Here is a 12,784-nt window from a genome sequence, read left to right on the forward strand (position 1 = left end):
CGGGCCGCGGCTCAGCAGGAGCTGAGCCCTCCGAAAATCATTCCCCCGGCCGTGTGGTCGCGTAGCGATCCCAGTGCTTCAGAATCTCGTGTACCACCGGGGCGCCGATGCGCCAGCACGAGTCGGCGGCGACCGCCGTGCCGGTTGACTCGCCGGAAAGCACGCTCTCGACCACCGAGGCGCCGCGCGGCGGTGTCGAGTAGTTGCTGGCCGTGCGCAACACCAGGTGCCGCAGCGGATCGACGCGGCCGGCCTTGCCCAGCATGTACATCGCGTAGCCGATGCTCTGGTCCTCGCACTGGGTCATGACAAAGTTGCCCTTCCCCTGCGTGTACATCTTCACCCAATTGTTGGCCCACGCGGTGAGCGCCGGCCCGTGCCAGTAGCGCGCGGTACCGAGGGTGTCGCCGAGCAACACGAACGGCGGCTTTTGTGCGACAGGCTGACCGGTGTAAGTCTCACGGAATTTTTCCACTTCCGGCGTGTCCAGCAGCGCAATGTCCTTCGTCAAGGCAAAGGCCCACGCCACCAGCTTGGGGTTCAATTCGAACACCATCGGCTTCTGGCTCCAGTCGTGCTGGCCCGGAGGATCGAGCGGCCCGGTGCTGCCATAGGCAAAAATGCCGTACGGCCAGTCGGCCGGCGCATCGTGCCCGTCGATCTCATGCACGTTGTCGCCATCGACGATCCGCTGCACCCACGCCGCGCTGCCGACGCTCGCCTTGTCGGCATCCACCCCGGCAATACCGGCCGTCAACCAGTAGGTCTGCTTCAGGTCGAAGCGTGCATCGAGGCCCAGCGCCATCAGGGCGAGCCCGCTGCGATTGCAGGTGCCTGTGACCATGGCGTAGACGCCCGAGTCGTTGTAGAGAATCGGATGCGCCACGCCGGGGATCTCGATCGACTTGGTGAGATGCTCCCGCTCGACCCAATACTGCAGCTCGCCGGGCGCGTCGCCGGTGTCGGCTCCCGCCTCAAACGTGGTCAGGATCATGACCTTTGGCTTGATGAGTTCCGCCCGGCCGGTCGCGGCCAATGCGCAGAAGGCAGAGAGGGAAAGGATCAGCAGGCGGGGCGGTTTCATAAGAAAGACTAAGCTAATTCTGCGCCAACCATGTCCGTCACTTTGCCCGTCCGCGATGGCCTGGCGACGGCGGAAGCGCGGCGAAAGATCCACGGTGTCGACGCGAGCCATGATGACCGCTTGGATCCTTCGCCCGGCTCAGGATGACGATGACGGGTGTTTGCATTGAATCCCTGTCCTCAGCGATAGGACGGGTTGTCGTGCTTGGTCGCGTTGTGCAGCGCGAGCACGAGGGCCTGGAGTTTGGTCGGGCTCTTGATGCCCGGGGCCTGTTCCACCCCGCTGTTCACGTCGACGAACTTCGCGCCGGTCGCGGTCACGGCCGCGGCGATGTTCTCCGGGGTCAGTCCGCCGGACAGAATCCAGGTCTTCCCGGGATGTGCTTCGCGGTGGCGCTTGAACTTGGGCCAGTCGCCGGTCTCGCCCGTGCCGCCGAATTTGTCGGCGTGGAAGGTGTCGAGGAGAAAGGTATCGGCGAACGGCAGCCACTCGGGCTTCACGTCCTGACCGGGCGGCAGTTTCGGCGCCAGCCACAGGCGGCTGCGCCCGGCCAGCTGGCTCCAAGCCGCGAGCGTGGCGACCGGTGTTTCCGTGGCGAAGTGGATCTGGAAATAGTCGAAACCGAGCCGGTCCAGCGCGGCCAGCTCGGCGGCCGACGGCCCGACGCACACCGCGACCTTCTTCCGCAGCGGCAGGCGTTCCTTCATCGCGGCATATTGGGCCGCGGCGAGGGTGCGGGGTGACTTGGCATGGAAGATGAAGCCCAGGCCGTCCGCCCCGACGGCGTCAGCGGCATCGGCGTCCACCAAGGAGGTGATGCCGCAGACCTTGAGCCTGATGCCGTTGATCATGCGAAAGGGTCTAGTCACAGAGAACACTGAGGAATACCCGAGGGCACAGAGCCAAACCGTTCTCTGTGGCCTCTGTGCAATCTCTGTGAACTCTGTGGCTAAAATGCATTGACCGCCTTGATGACATGCTCGACCTGCGCGTCGGTCAGCTCGGGGAAGATGGGCAGGCTCACGCAGGTCGCACTCGTCTTCTCGGCGACCGGCAGGCTGCCGGCGGCGTAACCCAGCGAAGCATAGCAGGGCTGCCGGTGCATCGGGCCGGGATAAATGATCTCCGTGCCGACGCCGGCCTGGTCGAGGTGCACGCGCAGGTCGTCACGCTTGGGGTGCAGCAGCGTAAACTGGTGCCACACGGACTCGCCGTAGGCCGGCACGACCGGCAGCTGGACATCACTGCGCTTGATGCCGGCGCGATACTGGGCGGCGATGGCGCGGCGGCGGGCGGTCCAGCCGGCGAGTTTCTTGAGTTTGATGTTGAGCGCCGCGCCCTGGAATCCGTCCATGCGGAAGTTGAACCCGACCTCGGTGTGGGTGTAGCGCTTGGGCGAGCCATGCACCCGCAGCAGTTGCGCATGGTCCATCACCGCCGGGTGTCTCGACACGAACGCCCCGCCCTCGCCGCACGCACCGAGGTTCTTGGTCGGGTAAAAGCTGAACGTGCCGCAGTCACCGATGCCGCCGATCGGCGCACCCTTGTAGGTGGCACCGACGGCCTGCGCACAATCCTCGACCACGAACAGCTTGTGCTGCTTCGCAAGGACCATGATCTCGTCCATCCGCGCCGGCTGGCCGAAGATGTGCACGACCACGATGCCCTTGGTCTTGGGTGTGATCGCCTTGGCCATGGCCTCGGGGCTGATGCACCACGTGTCCGCGTCGATATCGACGAACACCGGCTTGGCGCCGACGTAGCTGATGCCCCAGCAGCTGGAGGCGAAGGTGAACGACGTGGTGATGATCTCGTCGCCCGGGCCGAAGCCGCCGCAGATCGAGGCGAGGTGCAGCGGTGAGGTGCCGCTGTTCAGGCCGAGGGTGCGTGGATAGCCGAGCGTGGCGCTGAAGGCCTTCTCGAAATCCTCGACGTCCTTGCCGAGACAGAAGCGGGTGTTGTCGTAGGTGTCCGCCAGCGCCGCCAGCACCTCGGTGCGGATGGCCTGGTGCTGGAGCTTGAGATCGAGGAAAGGGACTTTCATGGGGGATTCGATTCTCCGCGGATTACGCGGATGAACGCGGATTAGACAAGACAACACCCGCAATTGTCATCCTGAGCGTAGCGAAGAATCCAGTGACATGGCCGCCAGTGTGAACCGTGTTAGATCCTTCGCTTTGCTGGAATGACCGATGACGGGGAATCCATCCGTGTTCATCCGCGTAATCCGCGGTTAAAGTTTTTTTAGCAACGCCGCGACCAGGGATTCCAGCGTCGCGTCAGCGGCTTCGAAGTCCACCGGCAGGCCGAGCTGCTTCATGGTGGCGGTCGTGCTCGGGCCGATGCTGCCCGCGAGAGGGCGCCGGGCCCTGGCGGCGAGCTTGAGCGCGGCGGCCTGGTCGAAGAAGGACTGCGCGGCCGACGGGCTGGCGAAGAGGATCGCGTCGGCGCCCTTGGCGCGGAAATCGCCGGCGACCGGGTCGGCGGCGAGGTCGGTTTCCTCCGTCTTGTAGACCGGCAGGATGTCCACGATCGCGCGGACTTCCTCGAGCTTCTGGACGAGGATATCGCGATTCTTGTTGCCGGTGACGACGAGGACCTTGGCGCTGTCCATGCCCTCGCGTTCGATGAGGGCCTTGGCGAGTTCCTCGGCGTTGGCTTTCTTCGGCTGCAGCTCGACGCGCAGGTGCTGCTCGCGGATGGCGGCGGCTGTGGCCTCGCCGACCACGGCGATGCGCATCAGCCCGAAGGCGCGGATGTCGTCGTAGACGCGGTGGAATTCCTCGAAGAAGTGTTTCACGCCGTTGACGCTGGTGAAGATGATCCACTCGTAGCCTCCGATCTCCTGGAAGACCTCGTTGAGCGTGTGCAGGTTGACGTCCTTGCGGACCGCGATGAGCGGCAGTTCGACGACCTCGGCGCCGAGCGCCTCCAGGCGCGTGCGCCAGTCGGCGGACGAGGCGGCGGGACGGGTGAGCGCGATGCGGCGGCCGGCGAGGGATGGTTTAGACATGGAATCCGAGTTCCTGGAGTATCCGGGCCGCGCTGCGGCGGGGTTCGGTGAAATCCGCTGCCGTGAGTCGCAGCGTGTGACTCCCGGTCTTTTCGTGGAAGAAATGCAGGTTGTCGCCGGTGACATGCGCGGCGAAGGCGATCTGGCAACCGGCGCCCAACTGCGCCTGGAACGCGCGTTCCAGCGTGACGCAGCGCGCCGTGGCGGCATCCAGCGCCGGGGCGAACCGCGCCTCATCGCCACTCCGGCATTGCAAGGCGATGGCCCCCTGCCCCACAGCCGGCACGCTCTCCGCGAAACTGAGCGGACGGAACACCAGCCCGGGCCAGCCCTTGATGCCGAGGCGGTTGAGGCCGGCGGCGGCCAGCACGGTCGCGTCGGCCTGGCCGGCGGCAATCTTCTTCAGGCGCGTGTCCACGTTGCCGCGGATCTCGGTGAAGACCGCGGCCGGGAAAAGCGCCTTCACCTGCAGCTGCCGGCGCGGGCTGCTGGTCGCAATGGTGGCGGGCGAAGTGACGCCTTCGTGCAGCACCAGCACGTCGCGGGTGTCCTCGCGCGGCAGGAAGCCGGCGACCACCAGTCCGGGCGAATTCTCGCCGGGCAGGTCCTTGCAGCTGTGCACGGCCGCGTCGGCTTCGTGGCGCAGCAGCGCCTGCTCGAGCTCGGCGGTGAACAGCCCCTTGCCGCCCTGTTTGCTGAGCGACCACTCGGCCTGCTTGTCGCCGGTCGTGACGACCTTCAGCAGTTCGCACTGGGCGCCCGGAATTTTCGCCGTCAGCCGCGCCGCCACCTGCTCGGCCTGGACGAGGGCAAGCGGGCTTTTGCGCGTGGCGAGGATGATTTTCAAAGGGATGGATGGAGAATGGCTTGCCGAGTCGAAACAGCAGCGAACAAGTCCGCCTGCACTTGGCAAGCCAAGCTTCGGCGCGACAGTCTTCACTTTCGCTGCGCTGCGAATGAAGACTGGACGCTGAGGGACTCGAACCCCCGACACCCTCGGTGTAAGCGAGGTGCTCTAACCAACTGAGCTAAGCGTCCGAAGGGGGCCAAGAAACGTCAATCGCCCCGGCCTCGCAAGGGAGAATTGGTAGGGCGCGGACTCCGTTCCGCGCCAAGGCGGTGAGCGGAGTCACCGCCCCACCTTCAGGCCCGCAACGGCAGGCCCAGTGCGATCATCTTCTCGGCGGTCTGGAGCGCATTGAGGGCGGCGCCCTTCCACAGGTTGTCGCCGCTGACCCAGAGGGCCAGGCCGTTGTCGAGCGCCGTATCGAGGCGGATGCGGCCGACACCGCACTTCTCCTTCCGACTGTAGGCGAGCGGTGTGGGATACGCGTTCCTGGCCGGCTCGTCGATGAGCTCGGCGCCCGGGAAGGCCGCGATGGCTTGGCGGGCGGCCTCGACCGAAACCGGCTTGGTGAACTCGGCGTGGATGGCGACCGAGTGGGCGCGCACCACCGGCACGCGAATGCAGGTGGCCGAGACCTTCAGGTCGGGCATTCCGAGGATCTTGCGGGTCTCGGCGCGCATCTTGGTCTCCTCGCCGGTGTAGCCGTCGCTGCCGAACGAGTCGATGTGCGGGATCAGATTCTGGAAGATCTGGTGCGGATAGACCTCGTGCCGCAGCGGCTGCTTCGCGGCGTAGGCCTGCACCTGCTGTTCCAGTTCCACAATCGCGTCGGCGCCGGTGCCGGACACGGACTGGTAGGTCGAGAAGACGACGCGCTTCAGGCCGAACGCCTGGTGCAGCGGGTAGAGCGCCATGAGCGCGACCGCGGTCGAGCAGTTCGGGCTGGCGATGATGCCCTTGTGGCTGCGCAGGGCCTGCGGGTTGATCTCGGGCACGACCAGCGGGACGTTGGGGTCCATGCGGAAGGCCGAGCTCTTGTCGATGACAAGGCAGCCGCGCTTCACGGCCTCGGGCGCGAGCGCCTTGGTGACGTCACCGCCCGCCGCGAAGAACGCCACGTTCAGGCCGGCGAACGCCTCGGGGGTCGCCTCCTGCACCGCGATTTTCTTCCCGCCAAACTCGATGCTCTTGCCCACGGAACGCGCCGAGGCCAGCGGCCGCAGCTCCGTCAGCGGAAAGGCGTGCGCCGCCAGCAAGGCAATCAGCTCTTGACCGACTGCTCCCGTGGCCCCGACGATGCCGACCCGATAGGAATTATTGCTCACCGTGAATGAAATATTGGAACGGGTGAAACAAAGGTGCGCGGCGCAGGGAATCAAGCCCACACCGCGTGTCATAGCCGTTTCCATCGCACAGCAGCTCCTGATGTTTTTCCAAGACTGTGCTTTGCAGAAGAGCCACGTCATCTCCACTTCCCTGCGTCCGCCCTCGAATGTGAAGGATTCCCTCGGCACGCCGCGCGGGCTGCACACTATCGCAGAGAAGCATGGCGCCGGCGCGCCACCCGGCATCGTGTTCAAGGGGCGGGTCAGCACGGGCAAGCATTTCTCCGAACTCGACGCCACCCAGCAGGCCAAGAACCTCATCACCACGCGCATTCTCTGGCTCCGCGGCCTGGAGCCGGGCGACAATGTCGGCCAGAACGCCGCGGGCGAGTCGGTCGACACCTACGAGCGCTACGTCTATATCCACGGCACCAACCACGAGGAGCGCCTCGGCCGGCCCTTCAGCGCGGGCTGCATCGAGATGAACAACCTCGAGATCATCGGACTCTTCGACCAGGTGCGGGTGGGCGATCTGGTGTGGATTGAGGATTGAGATGGCTCGTGTAGGGGTGTCGCTTGACGACGCCCGCGAACTACTCGCCGTGCGCCAGTCCGGCAAAACGCTCATCGGGCCACTCGATCCATTCTCGCGGCGGTGCTCCGCTGGCATCCAGAGCGGCGGTAAACTTGAACATCCGCGGCACGGGTGCCCATCAACCAGCCCAGACCGAGTCTGCTGGCAGCAACCAGGCAAGATATGGATTCAAAAAGACATACAACGCATAATCATCCACTTCCTCCTTCTCGCGCAATCGATGTTCCCAGAAATCCCGCTGAAAGGACTCGGCGTATCCCACCACCTTCCGCATGGCTGTTTTCCAGCGCGCGACCGTCTGCCCCACGGTCAGGGTATCGCTCAGTTCAAACAGGGTGTGGACGTGATCCGGCATGACCGTTGCCGTCAACACCAGCCCGCGGCCTTCTTCCTGCCAGAGCCTCAATATGGCCAACACGGCCGCACCCACAGTCGGAACCGCCAGCCACGGCTTTCGTCCCTCGGTGACGACCGTGACGAAATAGCGCGCGCCGGCCGCCGTGATCCTGCCTCGGCGCAGATTGTCCGTTTTGCGAACGGGAAACGGTCGCGCTTCCATCGCGGGAGTATCAGCGGTCGTCGCGGGCGCCGTCAAGCGGCGCCCCTACACAAACCGCCCTACCCATTCTTTCCGAACAGCAATCGCAGGGAATTGAGGCACACCACCAGCGTGCTGCCCTCGTGGGCGGCGACGCCAATGGCCAGCGGCACGGCGCCGAACGCCGTCGCGACCACCATGATGATCACCACGCCGAGCGAAATCGTCAGGTTCTGCCGGATGATGGCCTTGGCCCGGCGGCTGAGCCGGTGCGCGGCCAGGAAATTCTCGATGCGATCGTGCATCAAAATGACCTCCGCCTGTTCGAGCGCCGCATCGCTGCCGCGCGCGCCCATGGCCACGCTGACGTCGGCCGCGGCCAGGCTCGGCGCGTCGTTCACGCCGTCGCCGACCATGGCGACCTTGCGGCCGGGGGCAGACGACCGCAGCTCCTGGATCGCGGCGACCTTCTGCTCCGGCGTCAGGTGCGCCCGCACCTCGCTGACCCCCAGCTCGCGCGCCACGGCCTCGGCGGCCTGCCGGCGGTCGCCAGTCAGCATGACCGTGCGAATGCCGCGCCGGGCGAGCTCGGCCAGCACGGTTTTCGATTCGGAGCGGATCTGGTCGCGCAGCAACACCCGGCCGAGGAAATCCTTTCCGACGACCCATACCTCGGACAGATCGGCGGAGGCGGGGGGCAGCTTCGTGGCCCAGCCCGCGAGCGGGCCGGCCTCAAGCAGCTCGCGCCGCCCGAGCAGAGCGTGTCCGCCGTCGTAGTTGCCGCGCACGCCCTGTCCCACGATGTTCTGGAAATCGGCGAGCTCGATGGCGCGGATGCCGCGGGCTTTCGCATCGCGAACGATGGCCCGGGCCAGCGGGTGCTCGGACCTGGCCTCGAGCGCGTAAGCCAGCTCCATGACCTCGGTCTCGCGGCCGGCCGGGAAACTTTCGTAGCCGACGACCGCCAGCTCTCCGGTGGTCAGCGTGCCGGTCTTGTCGAGGGCGACGACATTGACGTCAGCCAGCTTCTCGATGGCCGCGCCGCCGCGGAACAGCACGCCGTGCCGCGCGCCCCAGGCGATGGCGGCGAGAATTGCGGACGGGATCGACAGCACCAGCGCGCACGGGCTGGCCACGACCATGAGCGTCATGGCCCGGTAGAAGGCCGAGCGCGCCTCCGGCGTATTGGTGAAGGCCGGCAGATGGAAGCCCAGCCACCACAGCAGGAACATGGCCAACGACCCGCCGATGACGAGGTAGGTGTAGCCGGTGCCGAACTTATCCGTGAAGCGCTCGCTCGGCGCCTTGAGCTTCTGCGCCGTTTGGATGAGCCGGATGATTTTCTGCAGGGTGCTCTCGGCCGGCAGGCGCGCGACCTCGAAGTCCAGCGCGCCCCACAGATTGAGCGTGCCGCTGAACACGGGATCACCCGGGCCCTTTTCCACGGGAACCGCTTCGCCGGTGAGGTTGGATTCGTCGCTGGCGCTTTTGCCGGTGACAACCGTGCCGTCGGCGGGAAACGCCCCGCCCGGCCGCACACGAACGTGCTGCTTCAACTGGAGTTCCTCGACCGCCACTTCGTGCTCGGCGCCGTCGGGTCCGACGACGGTGGCGCGCTTGGGCGTGGTCTTGAGCAGTGCGCTGACCTCGCGCTGCGTCCGGTCGAGCGCGAATTCCTCCATGGCGCCCGAGGCCGAAAAGAGGAACAGCAGGAGCACGGCTTCGCCCCAGGCGTCGATGAACAGTGCGCCGATCGCGACGGCGAGCATCAGGAAATGGATGTCGATCTCGCGCTTCCGGAGGTTCGCCCAAGAATCGATGGCGGCGTCCCACCCGCCGGCGACCAGGCCGACGAGGAAGCATCCCTTCACCAGCCAGGGCAATCCGGGCGCAAAATACGCGGCCAGCAAGCCGGCAATGCCCGCGGCGGCGCACACGGCGGCGAGCACGGCCAGCGTGCGCCACTCCTGATCCTCGGCGGTCGGCTCGGCCTTGATCTCGGGCCATTCCATTTCGCGCCAGAGCCAGAGCTTCTCGGCCGTCTGGCCCATGTTGCGGCCGATGACCACCGCACCCCCGTCACGTCGCAGTGAGAAACCGAGCGCCGCGAGGCGGGCGGGCTGGTCGGCAAAACGGGTTTCCACGGCCGCGATGGTCGCGGCCAGATGCGTCTCGAGGTCGGCCAGGTCCACCTGTCCGATGGTCGCGACCGAGACCTGCCGCGTGGCCGGATCGAGGCGCACGGCGCCCACGCCGGGCTGTTCGCACAGGAAGCGCACGAGGTCCTCGGTCCAGTTGCTCGTCGTCGGTGTGGTCATGACCGTCACAGCATGGCCCGGCCCAGCGGTCTCGCAAATTGATTTGCAGGCGGGTTGCCCAAGGTGGAACCCGGCCTCCGGACGGGTTGGTTGAGCGAACGCCGGGAAAACCGGTCCGGAGGCCCGGTTCCACCCAAAATACCGCGGTTCGACCGTCGTCAAACGGCGAATGGGTTGCCCGCATCTTGCCTTGCACCACTGGAATTAAAGCGCTCTTTCAGCACCCATGATTGGCCTCAATGACGACGGTAGCACCGCGACCGCGGGCGGCCCCAAGCCGAGCCGGATGCGCAAGCTGGCCGCAGGGGTCTTCGCCGAGACCGGGGCGCTGTGCGACGCGCTGAACCTCGAGCACCGCCCCGAGCAGGAGCAGATGGCCTGCTTCGTGGCCGGATCGCTGCACCGGGACGAACCGCTGCTCTTCGAGGCCGGCACGGGCGTCGGCAAATCGCTCGCCTATTTGATTCCGGGACTCATTCACGCGGTCGACCAGGGGCGCCAGCTGATTGTCTCCACGCACACCATTTCGCTGCAGGAGCAGATCGAGCAAAAGGACCTGCCGATCTGCCGCCGGGTCTTCAAGAGTTCGCCCAACCTCGCCCGCTATGCCGATTTCCGCTCGACCGTGCTCGTGGGCAAAGCGAACTACCTGTGCCCCACCCGGCTCGGCCACGCGCTGGCGGATCGCGCCAGCCTTTTCGCCGATGCCGACTACGAGGAGCTGCAGCGCATCGCCGGGTGGGCCGATACCACCACCACCGGTCTGCGCCACGAGCTGAAGCCGCCGCCGCGCCCCGAGGTGTGGGACGCCGTCAACGCCGATTCCTCCGCCTGCTCGCGCAAGCACTGCGACGACACCAAGTGCCACTACCAGCGCGCCCGCGTCCGGCTGCGCACCGCCCAGGTTATCATTGTCAACCACGCGTTGCTCTTCGCGCTCATCAACGCCGGCGGCGCCCAGGCCCACGGTGCGACCACCGATGTTCGCGGCGTGCTCTTCCCCGACGACTTTCTCGTGCTCGACGAGGCGCACACGGTGCCGGACGTGGCCACGGACAACTTCGGGCTCTCGCTCAGCAGCTACGGGCTGGACCGGGCGTTGAAATATCTTTTCAACCCGCGCACCAAGCGCGGCCTGTTCAGGAAGCACGGTGGCGCCGCGGCCCAGCAACTGGTGTTCGACGCCCTCGAGGCTTCGCAGCAGTTCTTCGGCTTCCTCGCCACGCGCCTGCTGGAGCAGCGCGCCATCGTCCGGGTGCGCGAGACCGGCGTGGCCGAGCCGATGCTCGACGGTCCGCTGGGCGCGCTGCACCGGCTGCTCGGCGCCCTGGCTGACAAGCTCGAGGACGGCCGCGAGCGCGACGAGCTGCTCGAGCAGCAGCAGCGCATCAAGGGCCTGCAGGCCGGCCTCACCGAGTGGCTCACGCTCGGCGACAAGGGGCACGTCTACTGGGTCGAGCGCGGCGGGCGCAAGCAGACTATCGTCACGCTGCGCAGTGCGCCGATCGACGTGGCGCCCGAGCTGCGCAAGCACCTCTTCGGCTGCCGCACCAGCGTGGTCTGCACCAGCGCCACGCTCGCCATGGGCGCCAGCATCGAGCCCTTCGCCCGGCGCATCGGCGCGGACACCGCCGAGGCCGTCGCCGTGAAATCGCCGTTTGATTTCGAGAGGAACATGCGGGTGTTCGTCGCCACGGACGTGCCCCTGCCCTCGCCCCAGGAGGCGAAGCTCGCGCTCGAGACACTCGCGGACTACATCCGCTTCTGCACCGCCAAAGTGCGCGGCGGCTCGCTCGTGCTCTTCACCAGCTATACCGACATGCGGGCGGTGGCCGCGGAGCTCGAGCCCGGCTGGCGGGCGGCCGGACGGCCCTTCCTCATCCAGGGGGCGGACCTCTCGCGCACGGAGCTGGCGCACCAGATGCGGACGCTCGGCAACGCCGTGCTCTTCGGCACCGACAGCTTCTGGACCGGGGTCGACGTGCCGGGCGCGGCCCTGTCGCAGGTCATCATCACGCGCCTGCCGTTCGATCCGCCCACCCACCCCATCACCGAGGCCAAATGCGAGCGGATCCGGGATGCCGGCGGCAACCCCTTCAACGAGCTCACCCTGCCCGACGCGCTCATCAAGTTCCGGCAGGGCGTCGGCCGCCTCATCCGCAACAAGACCGATCGCGGCACGGTCACGATCCTGGATTCCCGGGTCCTCGCCAAGACCTACGGGCGCGAATTCCTCGGCTCCCTGCCCACGGAAGGTTACGAGCGCATGGACCGGTCCGACCGGGAACGTATTTTTAGACCTTTCCCTTGAGCCAAAGCTGCCACTAGGCTGTCCCTCCTGTAATGAAGTTGCGATCCTTTGCCCATACCGACGTCGGCCGCGTGCGCCCTGAAAACGAGGACAGTTTTCTGTGCAACGACACCCACCAGCTCTACGCGGTTGCGGACGGGATCGGGGGATTGCCCTCGGGCGGGCAGGCCAGCCAGCTGGCCGTGGCGACCCTCGAGAAAATTTTCACCAGCCATGCGGCCGGGCATAAGCTCAACTACCCCCGGATCCTGTCGGAGGTGAACGACCAGGTCTTCCGCCTCGGCCGGGTGTTGAGCCCGCAGTTTGGCATCGGCTCCACCCTGACTTTCGCCCATGTCACCGGCGTGAAGCTGAACATCGGCCACGTCGGCGATTCCAGCGCCATGCGCCTGCGGGCCAAAGCCCTCGAGCAGCTGACCAACGACCACACCATCGAGAACGAGCTGAAGGAGCGCGCCGCCCGCGGCGAACCGATCGGCCTGCTGATGGAAAACCGCAACGCCCTCACGCGCTGCATCGGCCAGCCGCCGCCGCTCGAGGCCGAGTGCACGGTCCACACCGTGCTGCCGCACGACCGCTACCTGCTCAGCAGCGACGGCATTTCGCGCTTTGTGGACCACAAGGAGATCGCGGAGATCCTGGCCAACGCGACGGACCCCGAGGCCGCCGCCCGCCGGCTCGTCGACCGCGCCAACGAACACGGCGGTCTGGACAATTCCACGGCCGTCGTGCTGTTTTTCGACTGAGCGTGTG

General features: G+C 66.5%; 11 protein-coding genes and 1 tRNA gene. 3 read left to right on the top strand and 9 right to left on the bottom strand.

Annotated elements, in window-relative coordinates; genetic code table 11:
- Window positions 1–37: 37 nt before the first annotated feature.
- The 7 genes from BLU29_RS16675 to BLU29_RS16705 all read right to left on the bottom strand — a co-directional run bounded on the left by BLU29_RS16675 (window position 38) and on the right by BLU29_RS16705 (window position 6,269).
- Window positions 38–1,084: a purine nucleoside permease gene (locus BLU29_RS16675; protein ID WP_157693954.1), complete on the bottom strand. Its 1,047-nt coding sequence runs from the start codon at window positions 1,082–1,084 to the stop codon at window positions 38–40.
- 179 nt (window positions 1,085–1,263) lie between these two features.
- Window positions 1,264–1,935 carry a phosphoribosylanthranilate isomerase gene (locus BLU29_RS16680; protein ID WP_091060326.1) on the bottom strand — a complete coding sequence of 224 codons (672 nt, stop codon included), beginning with the start codon at window positions 1,933–1,935 and terminating at the stop codon, window positions 1,264–1,266.
- Between the two features lie 98 nt (window positions 1,936–2,033).
- On the bottom strand, window positions 2,034–3,128 hold the full coding sequence (locus BLU29_RS16685) for a DegT/DnrJ/EryC1/StrS family aminotransferase (protein ID WP_091060329.1): 1,095 nt from the start codon (window positions 3,126–3,128) through the stop codon (window positions 2,034–2,036).
- Window positions 3,129–3,317: 189 nt separating this feature from the next.
- Window positions 3,318–4,097 carry a uroporphyrinogen-III synthase gene (locus tag BLU29_RS16690; protein WP_091060331.1) on the bottom strand — a complete coding sequence of 260 codons (780 nt, stop codon included), beginning with the start codon at window positions 4,095–4,097 and terminating at the stop codon, window positions 3,318–3,320.
- Entirely contained in the window at window positions 4,090–4,944 is an 855-nt protein-coding gene (gene hemC, locus BLU29_RS16695) for a hydroxymethylbilane synthase (RefSeq protein ID WP_231962260.1), read from the bottom strand. The genes BLU29_RS16690 and hemC overlap by 8 nt, the downstream gene beginning before the upstream one ends.
- Before the next feature lie 117 nt (window positions 4,945–5,061).
- Window positions 5,062–5,135, bottom strand: a tRNA-Val gene (locus BLU29_RS16700).
- A gap of 105 nt (window positions 5,136–5,240) precedes the next feature.
- Complete coding sequence (locus BLU29_RS16705; RefSeq protein WP_231962261.1) at window positions 5,241–6,269, bottom strand: aspartate-semialdehyde dehydrogenase; 1,029 nt, start codon at window positions 6,267–6,269, stop codon at window positions 5,241–5,243.
- A gap of 22 nt (window positions 6,270–6,291) precedes the next feature.
- Here BLU29_RS16705 and BLU29_RS16710 point away from each other — a divergent pair, with 22 nt between their 5' ends.
- The gene (locus BLU29_RS16710) at window positions 6,292–6,822 is read left to right on the top strand and encodes a L,D-transpeptidase (RefSeq protein ID WP_255401296.1); all 531 of its coding nucleotides are present in this window, start codon (window positions 6,292–6,294) and stop codon (window positions 6,820–6,822) included.
- Between the two features lie 160 nt (window positions 6,823–6,982).
- Here BLU29_RS16710 and BLU29_RS16715 read toward each other — a convergent pair whose 3' ends face one another.
- Window positions 6,983–7,423 (bottom strand): transposase, encoded by a 441-nt coding sequence (locus BLU29_RS16715; RefSeq protein ID WP_091060340.1) that lies wholly within the window; start codon window positions 7,421–7,423, stop codon window positions 6,983–6,985.
- Between the two features lie 59 nt (window positions 7,424–7,482).
- The gene (locus BLU29_RS16720; RefSeq protein WP_091061248.1) at window positions 7,483–9,720 is read right to left on the bottom strand and encodes a cation-translocating P-type ATPase; all 2,238 of its coding nucleotides are present in this window, start codon (window positions 9,718–9,720) and stop codon (window positions 7,483–7,485) included.
- Window positions 9,721–9,946: 226 nt separating this feature from the next.
- Between BLU29_RS16720 and BLU29_RS16725 the strand changes: the two genes are divergently transcribed.
- Together BLU29_RS16725 and BLU29_RS16730 are read left to right on the top strand one after the other, a co-directional pair.
- Entirely contained in the window at window positions 9,947–12,031 is a 2,085-nt protein-coding gene (locus BLU29_RS16725; RefSeq protein ID WP_091060342.1) for a helicase C-terminal domain-containing protein, read from the top strand.
- A gap of 32 nt (window positions 12,032–12,063) precedes the next feature.
- Window positions 12,064–12,777, top strand: a complete 714-nt coding sequence (locus BLU29_RS16730) for a protein phosphatase 2C domain-containing protein (protein ID WP_091060344.1) — start codon at window positions 12,064–12,066, stop codon at window positions 12,775–12,777.
- Window positions 12,778–12,784: the final 7 nt, after the last annotated feature.

The organism is Opitutus sp. GAS368, assembly GCF_900104925.1.
Taxonomy (GTDB): domain Bacteria; phylum Verrucomicrobiota; class Verrucomicrobiia; order Opitutales; family Opitutaceae; genus Lacunisphaera.

Coding starts and splice junctions, on each gene's coding strand:
- BLU29_RS16690 (WP_091060331.1), bottom strand. CDS start 4,097: ATGTCTAAACCATCCCTCGCCGGCCGCCGCATCGCGCTCACCCGTCCC.
- BLU29_RS16725 (WP_091060342.1), top strand. CDS start 9,947: ATGATTGGCCTCAATGACGACGGTAGCACCGCGACCGCGGGCGGCCCC.
- BLU29_RS16715 (WP_091060340.1), bottom strand. CDS start 7,423: ATGGAAGCGCGACCGTTTCCCGTTCGCAAAACGGACAATCTGCGCCGA.
- BLU29_RS16730 (WP_091060344.1), top strand. CDS start 12,064: ATGAAGTTGCGATCCTTTGCCCATACCGACGTCGGCCGCGTGCGCCCT.
- BLU29_RS16685 (WP_091060329.1), bottom strand. CDS start 3,128: ATGAAAGTCCCTTTCCTCGATCTCAAGCTCCAGCACCAGGCCATCCGC.
- BLU29_RS16675 (WP_157693954.1), bottom strand. CDS start 1,084: ATGAAACCGCCCCGCCTGCTGATCCTTTCCCTCTCTGCCTTCTGCGCA.
- BLU29_RS16720 (WP_091061248.1), bottom strand. CDS start 9,720: ATGACCACACCGACGACGAGCAACTGGACCGAGGACCTCGTGCGCTTC.
- BLU29_RS16680 (WP_091060326.1), bottom strand. CDS start 1,935: ATGATCAACGGCATCAGGCTCAAGGTCTGCGGCATCACCTCCTTGGTG.